The organism is Kitasatospora sp. NPDC089797, from assembly GCF_040684795.1.
In the GTDB taxonomy this organism is placed as follows: domain Bacteria; phylum Actinomycetota; class Actinomycetes; order Streptomycetales; family Streptomycetaceae; genus Kitasatospora.
The window spans coordinates 17141-31073 of the sequence record NZ_JBFBGS010000081.1 but is presented as its reverse complement, the minus strand read 5'-3'; the positions used below and the strand labels follow the sequence as shown (position 1 = coordinate 31073).

11 protein-coding genes are annotated in these 13933 nt (G+C 76.0%); 5 read left to right on the top strand and 6 right to left on the bottom strand.

Annotation, left to right across the window (positions count from 1 at the left end; all coding sequences use genetic code 11):
• Positions 1-99 precede the first annotated feature (99 nt).
• From AB0O91_RS39260 to AB0O91_RS39250, 3 genes are all read right to left on the bottom strand, one after another.
• Positions 100-942 (bottom strand): alpha/beta hydrolase, encoded by an 843-nt coding sequence (locus AB0O91_RS39260; protein ID WP_363443680.1) that lies wholly within the window; start codon positions 940-942, stop codon positions 100-102.
• A 4-nt stretch (positions 943-946) separates the two neighbouring features.
• Complete coding sequence (locus tag AB0O91_RS39255) at positions 947-1588, bottom strand: dihydrofolate reductase family protein (protein WP_363443677.1); 642 nt, start codon at positions 1586-1588, stop codon at positions 947-949.
• 146 nt (positions 1589-1734) lie between these two features.
• A complete protein-coding gene (locus AB0O91_RS39250) occupies positions 1735-2529 on the bottom strand; it encodes a hypothetical protein (protein WP_363443674.1) in 795 nt (264 codons plus the stop codon).
• A 255-nt stretch (positions 2530-2784) separates the two neighbouring features.
• Here AB0O91_RS39250 and AB0O91_RS39245 point away from each other — a divergent pair, with 255 nt between their 5' ends.
• Both AB0O91_RS39245 and AB0O91_RS39240 read left to right on the top strand, forming a co-directional pair.
• On the top strand, positions 2785-3645 hold the full coding sequence (locus tag AB0O91_RS39245) for a ThuA domain-containing protein (protein ID WP_363443671.1): 861 nt from the start codon (positions 2785-2787) through the stop codon (positions 3643-3645).
• A gap of 121 nt (positions 3646-3766) precedes the next feature.
• Positions 3767-6514, top strand: coding sequence for a M4 family metallopeptidase (locus AB0O91_RS39240; protein WP_363443668.1), 2748 nt, complete (start codon positions 3767-3769; stop codon positions 6512-6514).
• Between the two features lie 135 nt (positions 6515-6649).
• Here the strand turns inward: AB0O91_RS39240 and AB0O91_RS39235 are convergent, their stop codons facing one another.
• Positions 6650-7522 (bottom strand): helix-turn-helix transcriptional regulator, encoded by an 873-nt coding sequence (locus AB0O91_RS39235; RefSeq protein WP_363443665.1) that lies wholly within the window; start codon positions 7520-7522, stop codon positions 6650-6652.
• Positions 7523-7683: 161 nt separating this feature from the next.
• Between AB0O91_RS39235 and AB0O91_RS39230 the strand changes: the two genes are divergently transcribed.
• On the top strand, positions 7684-8310 hold the full coding sequence (locus AB0O91_RS39230; RefSeq protein ID WP_363443662.1) for a YbhB/YbcL family Raf kinase inhibitor-like protein: 627 nt from the start codon (positions 7684-7686) through the stop codon (positions 8308-8310).
• 112 nt (positions 8311-8422) lie between these two features.
• Here the strand turns inward: AB0O91_RS39230 and AB0O91_RS39225 are convergent, their stop codons facing one another.
• Positions 8423-9223: a hypothetical protein gene (locus AB0O91_RS39225; RefSeq protein WP_363443659.1), complete on the bottom strand. Its 801-nt coding sequence runs from the start codon at positions 9221-9223 to the stop codon at positions 8423-8425.
• Positions 9224-9440: 217 nt separating this feature from the next.
• On the opposite strand from AB0O91_RS39225, the gene AB0O91_RS39220 reads away from it, so the two are divergent.
• A complete protein-coding gene (locus AB0O91_RS39220; RefSeq protein ID WP_363443656.1) occupies positions 9441-11666 on the top strand; it encodes a glycosyltransferase family 39 protein in 2226 nt (741 codons plus the stop codon).
• Between the two features lie 54 nt (positions 11667-11720).
• Here the strand turns inward: AB0O91_RS39220 and AB0O91_RS39215 are convergent, their stop codons facing one another.
• A complete protein-coding gene (locus AB0O91_RS39215) occupies positions 11721-12452 on the bottom strand; it encodes a hypothetical protein (RefSeq protein WP_363443653.1) in 732 nt (243 codons plus the stop codon).
• 311 nt (positions 12453-12763) lie between these two features.
• Here AB0O91_RS39215 and AB0O91_RS39210 point away from each other — a divergent pair, with 311 nt between their 5' ends.
• Entirely contained in the window at positions 12764-13897 is a 1134-nt protein-coding gene (locus AB0O91_RS39210; protein ID WP_363443650.1) for a DUF4157 domain-containing protein, read from the top strand.
• The last annotated feature ends 36 nt before the right edge of the window (positions 13898-13933 follow it).

The following is a 13933-nucleotide window of genomic DNA, read 5'->3' as shown; positions in this document are numbered from 1 at the left end:
CAGCACCGCGACGCCGTCCAGGTTCTGCGCCCGGGCCCGCAACAGCACCCGGTCCGCGGCGAGTTCGGTGAGCGCCGGCGGCCCCGGGCCCGGACGCCGTCACCCGAGTGCGAGCATCGCCCCGGCGACCTCGTCGACCGCCGGGCCGGGGATCGCGGTGGCGGCCCCGTCGAGGACGAGCAGCCGCGCCCCGGGGATCGCGCGGGCGAGCGCCTCGCCGTTGCCGACGGGGAAGAACCGGTTGCGGCGGCCGTGGACGACGAGCACGGGCACCCCGATCCCGGGCAGGCGCTCGCGCCAGCGGGGCGCGCAGTCGAGCCCGGCGAACGCCAGGCCCAGCTGGTTGGCCAGGTGGACCGGGGGCGCGGTGCCGGGCGTGCGGTCCCAGACACGGGCGGCCAGCGCGCGGGCGGTGCCGGGGTCGTCGCCGAGGATCTCCGCGCCGGCGGCGGCGAACTCCGCGACCGCCGCGCGGTCGGCCCAGTCGGGGGCCGCACGCGCGAACAGCCGGTCCATCGTCGCCCGGTCGTGGTCGGGGAGGTCGTCGTCGGGCGGGCCGGGGGCCACCGGGCGGGTGCCGACCAGGGTGAGCGCGCGGAACGCGTCCGGGTGGTCGAGCACGGCGACCTGGGCGACCATCCCGCCGACGCCGGTCCCCGCCAGGTGCGCGGGCGCGCCGCCGAGCGCCCGGGCGAGGGCCGCGGCATCGGCGGCGAGGTCGCGCAGGGTGTAGGCGGGCGCCCGCGGGTCCGCCGTCGTCGACTCCCCGCTGTCGCGCAGGTCGTAGCGCACCACCCGGCGCCCGCCGGCGGCGAGGCGCGCGCAGAGCGCGTCGGGCCAGGAGAGCATCGTGGGCCCGCCCGCGAGCAGGACCAGTGGCGCGTCGTGCTCGCCGAACGACTCGATGCCCAGGGCGACCCCGTCGACCTCGAGGGCGGTCACCGGGTCACCGGCCGTCGTCGGGCCCGAGGCCGCGGTCGGGCGCGGTCATGTCGCCCGTCCGGGGCGTGCCGTCGGCGAGCCCGTAGCGCAGGTACACCGTGCCCTGCGGGCCGGCCGCCGGCGGTTCGAGGAGCGTGAGGTTGGTGGGCACCGCGCCGCCGTCGAACACCTTCTTCCCGACGCCGAGCACGAGCGGGTGCAGCCAGAGGTCCAGCCGGTCGAAGAGCCGCTCCCGCAGCAGGGTCTGCACCAGGTCCAGGCTCCCGACGACCTTCACGTTCCCGTGCCGCTCGCGCACCTCGCGCACCGCGCCGGCCAGGTCCGGGCCGAGCAGCGCGGACCCGGCCCACGGGAGGTCGGGCTCGCCGCGCGAGGCGACGTACTTCGGCACCCGGTTGAAGAGCTCGGCGATCTGCCCCTCCTTCTGGTGCGGCCAGTAGGCGGCGAAGATGTCGTAGGTGCGCCGGCCGAGCAGCAGCGCGTCGGTGCCCTCGTACGCGGCGGCGATCTGCGCCCCGGTGACCTCGTTCAGCAGGGGCGCCTGCCAGCCGCCGAACGGGAACCCCGCCGGGTCCTCCTCGGGCCCGCCGGGCGCCTGCCCCACGAGGTCGAGGGTCGCGAACAGCTCGATGTGGATGAGTCCCATGTCTCTACTCCCGGATGCGGTGGTCGTTCCCCGTCGAGATGTAGACCCCCCGCAGCCGGAAAACTCATCGCCGCGCCGACGACCGCCTTCCCACCCCCGCCGAGGAGCACCCACCGCACCGCACCGCGACCCGGCGGCCCCGGCGCTCACATGCCGGGCAGCGGCGGCCAGTACGCCATCGCGTACGACCGGTAGGCGCGATCGGTGGTGCAGGGGGCCTCGAAGGGCGCGGGCCACACGGCGACGGAGCGGGTGTCCATGCTGGCGAAGACGCACCGGTGGGCCGTGCCCAGTGCGAGCAGGGCGACACCCGAGCGCACGGCGAGCGTGCGCGGGACGGCGGGGTCGACCTTCGCGGTGACGAGCAGGGCGCCCAACTCGTCCACGCCGGGCCGGAGCACGGTGCCGGGGGAAGGCTCGGCGGGGCGGATCCGGTCGGCGAGCTGCGCCGTGCGGCGCCGGAGCGTCCAGGCGTCCTCGGGGCCGTTCCCGGACGCCGCTTCCGGGCCGGGCCGCGGGGGAGGGGGCAGGTCCTCCGGGCAGTCGATCGCCTCGTGGCGCAGGGTGTAGAGCATGTTGGTGAAGGTGTAGCGGAAACACCCCTGGACGCCCTTGCCCAGGCCCCAGTCGAAGCCGAACCGTCGCTTCGACACCGCCCCGCCGAACAGGTAGTCCGCCTCGACGGTGCGGTCCCGCGCGTCGTGGTGCTCGCGCACGTCGAGCAGGACGGGCCTCGCGGCCGGCTCCCCGTCGGACGGCTCGAAGCGCTGGTCGGAGCCCGTGTTGTTCCACCGGTAGAGGCTCTGCTGGAGCACGTCGTCGAGGCGGTCGGCCGCCTCCCGCATCTGCGCCGTCGGCACGTCCGCCGCGCCGAACGGGCCGATCCCGTAGCCCGCCAGTCCCGTCAGGAGCAGCCCCGCGACCCCGGCGGCCGCAGCCACCCCACGCCGTACCCCCATCGCCCGCCCCCCGGTCGCTCCGATGTTCGGTCCGCAGCCTAACTTCCCGCCTGCGCCGCCCGGTTGGGCGGTGGCAGGTTCTGCTTCCGGCGGCCCGCTGCGGAGCGGCGCGCCCGGCGGGAATTGTCAGACACGCCCTAGCATCGACGGGGGCCGCGGCCGGCGGCAACCGCCCCGGAAAGCCCGGGGGTCCGCCCTGCGGCGAAGCCCCGCCCGGAGCCCTGCCGAGGAGTCCGCATGCCCCGCCTCCGAGCACTCCGAGCACTCCGGTCCCTGCTGGGTCTGGGCGCGACGCTCGCCCTGATCGCCCCCGCGGGCCCGGCCACGGCGCAGCCCGTTCACCGGCACGCCGTCAGGGTGCTGGTCTTCTCCAGGACCGGCGCCTACCGCCACGCCTCGATCCCCACCGCCGTCCGGACCATCGAGGAACTGGGCGCCGCCGGCGGGTTCACCGTCGACGCCACCGAGGACGCCGCCGTCTTCACCCCCGCCCACCTCGCCCGCTACCGGGCCGTCGTCTTCGCGCTGACCAGCGGCGACGTCCTCGGCCCCGCCGAGAAGGCCGCCTTCGAGGGCTACCTGCGCGCCGGCGGCGGCTACGCGGGCATCCACTCCGCCTCCGACACCGAGTTCGCCTGGCCCTTCTACGGCCAGGTCGTCGGCGCCTACTTCAAGAGCCACCCGCACGGGCAGTTCCCGGCCCGGGTGGTCGTCGAGGACCGGGACAACCCCAGCACCGCCCACCTGCCCGCCGTCTGGGGCTGGACGGACGAGTGGTACAACTTCCGCACCGATCCCAGGGGTTCCGTGCACGTCCTCGCCTCCGTCGACGAGTCCAGCTACGACCCGGGCCCCGACCGGATGGGCGACCACCCCGTCGTCTGGTGCCGGCGGGTCCAGGGCGGCCGGTCCTGGTACACCGCCCTGGGGCACGGCGAACAGGCGTACACGGACCCGGCCTTCCGTGCGATGCTCCTCGGCGGGATCCGGGTCGCCACCGGCACCGCCCGGGCCGACTGCGACCCGCCGGGCCCGCCGAGCCCGCCGGACGAAGACCCGGGCACGGCCCGGAACGGCACTGACGGCCAGCACGACTGACGACGCGTCACCGACGGAGGGGCCGTCACCCGCTGAACCTGGTTCGTAGGCCAACCCGTAGATCCCGGCGAAGGGGCGGCGCACCGGCGCCGCCCCACCGCCGACCCCGTGGAGGGCCGCAGTGCACCACCGTTCCCGCCCGACAGCCGGACTGCTCGCCACCGGCGCCGCCCTGAGCCTGGCGCTGGCGCTCACCGTGACCGCGTCCCCCGCCCTGGCCGCACCACCGGGCCCGACGGCCGAACCCGATCCCGTCCCAGCCCTGGTGGCCGGTGAGGGCACCGAGGCCCCGCAGCTGGTGACCGGGCTGTCCGACACCGCGCCCGGCACCCCGGCCCAGGCGGCCCGGGCCTTCCTGGCGGCCCACACGGACCGCTACCGGGTCGACCCGGCCCGCCTGACCGAGATCGCGGTCGAGCGGACCGGGCCGGACCGGCACACCGTCAGGTTCCAGCAGGACCACGGCGGCGTGCCGGTGCTCGGCGGCCAGTACCTGGTGCGCCTGGTCGGCGAGGGCGCCGACCAGCGGGTGGAGTCGGTCGGCGGCCGGTACTACACCGGGCTGACCGCCCCGACCAAGCCCGCCGCCCCGGCCGAGGAACTGCGCCGCCGGGCGCTCGACACCGTCCCGGACCCGCGGGCCCGGGCCGCGGCCGCCGTCGAGGACCGCGGCCCGGTCGTCCTGCCGGGCGGCACCGGCCGGCTCGCCCAGCACTTCAGCGTGCGCGCCGACGACCCGGCGGCCGCCGGGCCGCTGGTGCACGACGTCTACGTGGACGCGACCTCCGGCGTCGTCGCACTCGCCCAGGAGTCCTCGACCCCCTACCAGGTCGGCGCCCCGGACGGCCCCGCCGGCGCCCCCGGCACCGGCGCCGGACCCGCCGTCGGCAGCGCCCCCGACCTGCACGGCCACACCGTCCCGGTGAACGTCTCCCGCCAGCAGGACGGCAGCTACCAGCTCGTCGACTCCACCCGCTCCGGCGGGATCCTCACCTACGACGGCGCCGGGCGGGACTTCACCGAGTTCGGCGCCGGGATCCCCGACGGCGTCCTGCCGGTCTCCTCCCCGGGCCCGGACTTCCCGGCCTCCACCGGCACCAGCGGCGCCACCGACGCCCACGTCAACGCCGCGGCCGTGTACGACTTCTACCGCAACCGGCTCGGCCGCGACGGCCTGGACGGCAAGGGCAGCCCGATCCTGTCCGTGGTGAACGTCACCATGCAGGGCCGGCCGTTCGTCAACGCCGCCTGGGGCGGACGGACGATGGTCTACGGCGCCGGCGACGACCGGTACCTGCCGTTCTCCGCCTCGATGGACATCGCCGGCCACGAGATGACCCACGGCGTCGTCTCGCACACCGCCAACCTGGTCAACGTCGGCCAGTCCGGCGCGATGAACGAGGGCATCGCCGACTACTTCGGCAACGCCGTCGAGGTCACCACCCGCGGCATCAGGATGGACGACCCGACCGCCCCGCTGATGGGCGAGACGCTGTGCCGCACCGGCACCCCGCAGGAGTGCGCCACCCGCCGCCTGGACGACCGCCGCACCACCGTGAACGACTACCTCGGCGCCGGCAAGGAACTGGACAACGGCGGCGTCCACTTCAACTCCACCATCTTCAGCGGCGCGCTGTGGGACATCCGGCGCACCCTCGACCCGCTCACCGCCGACCGCCTCGTCTACCGCGCGCTCGCCGAGTACCTCACCCCGCTGGACGACTTCGTGGCCGGGCGCAACGCGGTGCTCGCCGCCGGCAAGTCGCTCAAGCTCGGCGCGGCCGACCTGCGCAAGGTGGCGGCCGCGTTCGACGCGCACGGCATCAAGGCCGGCTGGCAGAGCCGGATCGGCACCGACAGCCGCTCGCTGATGAGCGGCGGCACCGCCCCGCTCGGCCCGACCACCGGCGGCGGCCACTGGGTGACGGGCAGCCTCCTGCCCAACGACCGGGGCATCGCCCTGTACACCGGCTCCACCACCGGCACCGGCACCCCGGTGCGGCTCAGCCCGGACGACGGGCGCGTCCACGGCTGGGCCGCCACCGACGGCAAGTCAGCCGTCTGGCTGGCCGTCGGGCCCGACGCCACCGGCACCTGGGGGATCGCGGTGGTGACCGCCCCGCTCACCGGCACCGGCCCCGTCCGCACCCTCTTCCAGGGCCTGTCCGGATCGCCCGCCAACCTGCGGATGTCCGGCGGCGACGTCGCCTTCACCCTGACCGACCACGCCACCGAACAGACCCGGGCGTACCTCTCCCACGACGGCGCCGCACCGGTACAACTGCCGCTGCCCGAGGGCCACAACCTCTCCTCCCTCGCCTTCCGGGACGGCCGGCTCGGCTGGATCGAGAGCTGGAACGCCGACGGCGCCGCCGTCCAGGCGCCCACCGTCTACTCCACCGCCACCGGCAAGGTCACCGCCCAGTACCCGGTGAGCACCCCCAAGGACGGTGCCCAGCCCTACCTCGGCTCCCCGGTCCTCGCCGGCGACCGGCTGCTCTGGCTGGCGGCCCCGGCCGACCGCACCCTCCCCACCGCCCTGCGCTCCGGCGCCGCGGACGGCTCCGGCGTCACCGACCTGCTGCCCGCCGACGCCAAGTACGGCCTGACGGAGCGCGAGTTCACCGCCAGCGACCAGGCCGTCAGCTACGTCCACCGCAGCCCCCAGCCGACCGGCGGCTGGTCCAACGCCGCCCTGCCCAAGGTGTACCAGCTGCCGCTGACCGGCGGCACCCCCGTACGGGTCTCCTGCAACCGGGGCGGCCAGTACCTGCCCGCGGCCGACCAGGGCACCCGGGTGCTCTGGCTGGACGGCACCACCGGCGGCAACGACCTGATGGTCCGCGACCGCCCGGCCGGGACCTGCTGACCCGGCGCCCCGCCCGGTCCCGCTGACCCCAACACCCTCCCCGCCCCGGTGCCGGCACCCGCCCGCGCCGGGGCGGACCCTTCCCGCGGCCCCCGCACCCGGGCCCGGCCCCGCCTCCCGGCCCGCGCCGCCCCGTCACCCCGCGATCGCGTGCACCACCGCCCCGCCCAGCCGGTCCGCCCGGGCCGCGACCAGCCGGCCCAGCGCCCGCTCGGCGGCCGGATCCGCCGGCGTCACCACCATCAGCCGCTGGCCCGAACCGTCCAACGTGGCCAGCACGTCGTAGCGCACCGCCAGCTCACCGGCCTCCGGATGGCGCACCCGCTTCTCCCCGTGGGCCCGCTCCTGCACCGTGTGGTCCTCCCACCAGCGGGCGAACTCCCCGCTGTGGGAGCGCAGTTCGTCGATCACGGCGAGCAGCCTGGGATCCCCGCGGTGGCGGGCCAGATTGGCCCGCAGATTGCCGACCGTCTCCCGGGCGACCCGCTCCCAGTCCAGCTGCGCCGCCCGGATCCCCGGCGCGCGGAACAGCAGCCGGCCGAGGTTGTCGGCGAACCCGCTGCCGAACCCCTCGCCGAACAGCGCGGCCGCGGCGGCGTTGCGGGCCAGCACGTCGAGCCGGAAGTCCACGACGTAGGCGGGCAGCAGCGGCAGCCCGTCCAGCAGCACCCGCAACGACCCGCCCACCGGCGCCGGCCGGTGGACCGCCACCGGCGCCTCACCCCGGGCGATCAGATGCAGATGGCCCCGCTCGGCCGGCGACAGCCGCAGCGCCTCGGCGACGGCGTCCAGCACCGCGGCACCGGGCACGCCGACCCGCCCCTGCTCCAGCCGGATGTACCAGTCGATGCTGACCGCGGCCAGCTGCGCCACCTCCTGCCGGCGCAGCCCGGGGGTGCGGCGCCGGCCCGCCTCCGGCAGACCGAGGTCCCCGGGGCGCAGCCGGGCCCGCATCGCGCGCAGGAACTCCGCGAGGTCGGCACGGCGCTGGACAGGTCGGTTCCCCATGCCCGCCATGATCCGCAGCACCGGCGCGCGGTGTCCAGCCCGGACGCTGGTACCCCGGACACCAGCATCCGCAGCGCCTTCCCGCCCCCGCGCCGTCCCGCGAAGGTGGCTGCCACGCAGTCCGCCGGCCCGGCCGGCACCACCGATGTGAGGGGTTCCCGATGAGGAAGTCGATCCGTACCGCCGCCGCCCTGGCCACCGCCGCCGCCAGCACCCTGGCCCTGGGCGCGACGGCCGCCGTCGCCCACGGCGGCCACCACCCCCGGCAGCCGGACCCCGGCTACACCAGGGTCCGCTCCGGCGTCCCCGCCACCGCCGCCCGCTTCACCGTCAGCAGCCCGGACCTGCGCGACGGCGGCACCTTCCCGGCCGACACCTGGGCCGACGCCTTCGGCTGCTCCGGCGCCGACCGGCAGGTCCGACTGTCCTGGCACGGCGCCCCGGCCGGCACCCGCAGCTACGCGGTCACCCTGTTCGACCCGGACGCCCCGACCGGATCCGGCTTCTGGCACTGGCTCACCTGGGACATCCCGGCCGGCACCGACACCCTGGGCGCCACCCCGCCGCCCGGCGCGGTCACCGGCACCGACGACGCCGGCCGCACCGGCTACCTGGGCCCCTGCCCGCCGGCCGGCGACACCCCGCACCACTACCGGATCACCGTCTACGCCCTGGACGTCCCCACCCTGGACCTGCCCGCCACCACCCCCGCCGCCGTGACCGCCTTCACCCTGAGCGGCCACGTCCTCGGCTACGCCCGGCTGACGGCCACCGCCCAGCGCCCCTGAGCCCCGCCCGCCGCGCGGCGGAACGGCACCGGCCCGCCGCTCGGGGGGAGCGGCGGGCCGGACGGGCCGCCCGGGCAGGGACGGACCAGGCGGTCAGGGGCGGACCAGGCGGTCAGGCGTTGTTCAGACGCTGCGCCATGTAGGGGCCGCAGGCGGCCGACTGGATGCCGGTGGCGGAGACCCAGTAGCCGGGCGGGGTGGGGGAGTCGGCGCACACGACGATGCCGTTGTAGGCCAGGTTCAGACGGCCGCCCAGGTACTGGCCGCAACCGCTGACCTGGAAGTTCGCGGTGATCACGTAGCCGGACGGGATCGGGGAGTTGCCGCAGAAGGTCATGCCGTCGGAGGCGGTGTTGAGCCGGGCCCCGAGGTAGATCCCGCAGGCGGCGTTCTGGTAGCTGGCGGTGATCACGTAACCGGCCGGGACCGGGGAGTTGCCGCAGACCGCGATGCCGTTGCCCACGATGTTGACCGTCTCGCCGTACCACTGCGAACAGGTGCTGTCCGGGCCCTCGGCGGTGATCACGTAGTCGCCCGGCAGCGAGCCGTTGGAGTTGCCGCAGATCCGCATGCCGTTGGTGACCGTGTTGATCCGGCCGGTCTGGTACGGGCCGCAACTGCCGCTGGTGTAGATGGATGTGACGGCGTAACCGGTCGGGACCGGGCCGTTCAGGCAGACGGCCAGCCCGTTGGACGGCGGCTGGATGGTCTCGGTCAGGTAGCCGCCGGTACAGCTGTTGGTCTGCGACTCGGAGGTGATCACGTAGCCCGGCGGCACCGGGACGTTGCCGCAGATGGTGGCGGCCTGGGCGGTGCCGGAGAAGAGCACGACACCGCCGGCGACCAGGGTGAGGGCGGAGAACAGCCGTACCAGCCAGGCGGTGGCGGACTTCAGGCGTGACGAGGGGGACACGTGCGACTCGCTTTCCGATCGGGTGAGCAGGGCCGTCGGGAGACTAGTGGCCGCAGCCGTCCGTCCGCCATGGTGCGGACACCGGAAGTTGACACGGGTCCGTCACGGGCCGGTCACCCGGGCGGGGTGGGCCGAACGGTGCGCCATAGGTATAGAAATGACCAAACCGGGGCGCTTTCCAAGAAATCTCTCATGGAGGCGTCCGAAGGTGCCCACCATGGCCATCAACGTCCTCACCACCCCCACGGAGTCCCCGGCTCCCCGACCGCGCGGCCGCCGGGCCCCGTGGACGTCCCCCGAGGGACAGCCGGGCTACGCACGGCCCGTGCTGCTCGGGATCGCGGCCGTCGCCGCCGTGCTGTACGCCTGGAACATCGACCGCAGCCAGTACCACACCTTCTACGCCGACGCCGTGCGCAGCATGACGGAGAGCTGGAAGGCGTTCCTCTTCGGGTCGTTCGACCCGGCGGGCACGATCACGCTGGACAAGCTGCCCGGGTTCCTGTGGCCGCAGGCGCTGTCGGCGCGCCTCTTCGGCTTCCACCCGTGGGCGCTGACCCTGCCCCAGGTGGTCGAGGGCGTGCTGTCCGTCCTGGTGCTGTACCGGGTGGTGCGGCGCTGGGCGGGGGCCGAGGCGGGGCTGCTCGCGGCCGCCGCCTTCACACTGACGCCGGTCGCCGCGGGGCTGTTCCGCACCGCGGTCGAGGACGCCGCCTTCACCCTGCTGCTCCTGCTCGCGGCGGACGCGGCGCAGCGGGCCGCCCACACGGCCCGGCTGCGCCCGCTGCTGCTGGCCGGGGTGTGGGTGGGGCTGGCGTTCCAGACCAAGATGCTGGAGGCGTGGACGGTGCTGCCCGCGCTCGCGGCGGTGTACCTGCTCGCGGCGCCGACCACGCTGCGGCGGCGGATCGGGCACCTCGCGCTGGCCGGCCTGGTGACGGTGGTGGTGTCCGCCTCCTGGATGCTGGCGGTCACCCTGACCCCGGCCCAGGACCGCCCGTACGTGGACGGCACGACGGACAACTCGGCGTTCAGCATGGTGGTCGGCTACAACTTCCTGAACCGGTTCGCCTCGCTGGGGATGAGCGCGGCGCAGACCGGCAGCGTGCAGGCGGTCCGGGGCGGCGGGGGCGGGGGCCACGCCGGCGGGGCCGGCGCGCAGGCCGCCGGTCCGGGCCCGGCCACCGCCCAGGGCTCCCCGGCCACCCCGGGGGTCCAGGGTGCCGGCGGCCGGGGCGGTCAGGGCGGCGGCGCGGACGACGGCGGCTGGACGAAGATGTTCGGCGCGCAGTTCGCCCCGCAGACCGGCTGGCTCTACCCGCTCGCCGCCGTCGCGCTGGCCTGCGGACTGGCCTGGCGGCGGCGCGAGCCGCGCACCGACGTGCTGCGGGCCGGCTACGTCCTGTGGGGCGCCTGGCTGGGCGCGTTCTTCCTGGTCTTCAGCGCGGGCAGCGTCGGCGGCCACAGCTACTACATGGGAGTGATCGCCGCGCCCCTGGCGGTGCTGGGCGGTGCGGGGACGGTCCTGCTGTGGCGGGGCTTCCGCGCGGGCGGCGCCCGGGCGTGGGCGCTGCCCGCCGCGGTCGCCGGGACGGTCCTCTGGTCGGCCCACCTGGCCCGGGAGTTCCCGGCCTTCCTGCCGTGGCTGGCACCGACCGTGATCGGCCTGGGCGTGGTGGCCCTGGCGCTGCTCGCGGCGGTCGCGCTCCGGCGGGTCACCGGGCGCGGGTACGCGCGGGCGGGGCTGCTGGCCGGCGTGGCGGCGATGCTGGTCGCGCCGGGCGCCTGGGCGGCGTCGGTGCTGAGCCCGGCGTACGGCAACTCGGGCATGGGCACCGTCGGCCCCTCCGGGAGCGGTGGGCACGCCTCCGCGAAGGGGGCCACCGCCGCCGCGGCCGCGCTGCGCGCGCAGCACGGCGGGGGCGCCGGGGGCGCCGGGTTCGGCGGCGGGTTCGGCGGCTCCTCGGAGCACCTCACGGCGCCCGAGCAGGCCCTGTTCGACTACCTGCGGGCCCACCGGGACGGCGCCCGCTACCTGTTCGCCGCCTCCAGCTGGAGCACCGCCTCCCCGTTCATCCTGGCGACGGGCGAGGAGGTGCTGCCGATGGGTGGCTTCAGCGGCTCGGCGCCCTCACCGAGCCTGACGGAGTTCCAACAGCTCGTCGGCAAGGGCGAGTTGCTCTACGTCCTGCTCGGCGCGGACCGGTCCGGCGGTGGCGCCGGTGCCGGTGGCGGTGCCGGTGGTGGCGAGCAGGCGGGAGCGACCGCGACGGAGCAGATCCGGTCCTGGGTGCGCAGCGCCTGCACCCGGGTGCCGACCACCGACGTGCTCGGCACGGCGTCGGGCGCGGCACCGGGCGCGGCACCGGGGGCCGGGAGCCGGGGAGCCGAGGACGGCGGCGTCAACGGCCAGCAGCTCTACCGCTGCGCCGCCGCGGGCTGACCACCGCCCTCGGCGGCCGGCCGCGCCCACGACGGGGCCGGCCGCCGGGCGCGGCTACAGCCGGTACCGGTCGGCGAGGCTCCCGTAGCCGCCCGCCGTCCAGACCGCCCTGCGGAAGTCCACCAGGGTGAGCGCCCCGCTGCCCTGCCCGGCGGCGGGCGGGAAGTGCGCGGTGCCGCAACGGATGCAGTACCAGGCCTGGTTCCAGAGCCGCTCGGCCCGCGGCCGGCCCGACAGGCGCCGCCGCCGGGCGAGGAACAGCGCGGTCGCGCCCGCCAGCAGCGCGACCACCACGGTCATGAGCAGGTACGACACCAGGAGCACGGTCGGGGTACCGGTCGCGTCGGCGAGCGGGGCCGCCGCATGCCTGGGCGCCGTACCCAGGGTGACGTCCGAGCCGCCGAAGAACCCGGTGGGCAGGCCGCCCGAGTGCCCGGCCGCCCAGTCCGGCGGCGAGAGGTCGGGCCCCGGGCCGGCGGCCGCGTTGCGCTGCTTGGTGCCCTCGATGAAGGTGCCGATCGCCGCGGCCAGGGCCGGCAGGCTCAGGCCGGCCAGTGTCGGTGCCGCCGCGCCGATGGCGGGCGGCGCGGGTGCCAGGGCCCGGCCGAGGGCGGACACCTCCTCCCGCGTCCCGGTGTGCCCGTCGCGGTCGGAGGAGGTGACGTTGCGTCGCTCACCCAGGTGGACGGCGGGCACCGAGCGGATCCGGTCGGTCAGCCCGCAGCCCGGGCAGGGCGGCAGGGAGTTGCGCGGCGGTGGTGCGGGTACGGCGTCGTCGATCGGCATGTGTGGAATTCCCCCCGGAAGTACGACGGTCGGACGACCGTTCGCATCCGGTGGGACGCCGCCGTGCGGCGTCCGGTTGCGGCCCCCCGCGGTCCGCCTCGCCCCGCGCCCCGGCCGCGCCTCGCCCCGCGCCCCGGCCGGGCCCCGCCGGGTGGGCGCAGCCGGGCCGGGTGAACCGGTTGACCTCCGGGTTCGCCGGGGATTGCCCCCGACACTGCCCCTGCGGCCCTTGCGCGGACCACCCGGCCCGGCATAGACCGGGGACGGATACACAGCGACAGCGGTGTGAACCGCCCGTCCAGGAGGTGGATGTGCACGCGCACGACCAGAAAGCGTCCGAGCGCCGCGACCGCGCCCGGCCGACCGCCCAGCGGCAGTCCGCGCCCGCGGACGCCCGCTCGCTCGGCGCGCTGCAACGCAGCATCGGCAACGCGGCGGTCGTCCAACTGCTCCGGCGGCAGCGGGAGTCGGAGGAGGCGGTGCAGCGTTCGGCGGTCCACCAGGTGCTGCGCTCGCCGGGCCGTCCGCTGGCCGACGGCGTGCGGGCGGAGATGGAGGCGCGCCTGGGCGCGGACTTCAGCAGCGTACGGGTCCACGACGGCCCGGCCGCGGCCCGTTCGGCGGCCGAGGTCAGCGCCCGCGCCTACACCTCCGGCGAGCACGTCGTGCTCGGCCACGGCGGCGGCGACAAGCACACGCTGGCCCACGAGTTGACCCATGTCATCCAGCAGCGCTCGGGCCCGGTGTCCGGCACCGACCACGGCAACGGGCTGTCCGTCAGCGACCCCGGCGACCGTTTCGAACGCGCCGCCGAGGCGAACGCCACCCGGGCGCTGAGCGGCCCGGTGCCCGACGCCGCCGTCCAGCGCGTCGCCGACCCGTGCGCGGCCCCGGCCGCGGAGCTGCCCGTGCAGCGGGCGTTCACCGGCAGCCCGTACGTCACCTACGGCGGGACGAACGGCAACGGCGTCGGCACCACGATGCACGCCGAACTCTGGCCCGGGAAGCTGGGTACGGGCTCCGCGCCCAAGGAGAAGCCGTCCTGGTGGCCCACGACCGGCGCGACCGGCGCCTGGTTCACGAACTTCATGGTCCAGGGGCACCTGCTCAACCACAACGTCGGCGGCCCCGGCGTCATGAAGAACATGACGCCGATCACCGCGTCCGCCAACTCCGCGCACCACGCGAAGGTCGAGGCCGACGTCAAGGCCGAGGTGCTGACGAACAAGAACGTGGTCGAGTACTACGTGGAGGCCGACTACAGCTCCCACCCCAAGGCGAAGCACCTCAAGACCGGCGACGCCAGTGTCGACGCCGACATCGACGCCAACTACGCCGACAAGCTCGCGGGCAAGCTCCACGCCGAGTACACCGTCTACGACACCGCCGGCAACGAACTGGGCGGCGACGCCTGGGAGATCGAGAACAACCGACTGAAGAACTGACCGCACCGCACCCGCTGGCGCCGCCGAGGCGCCGAA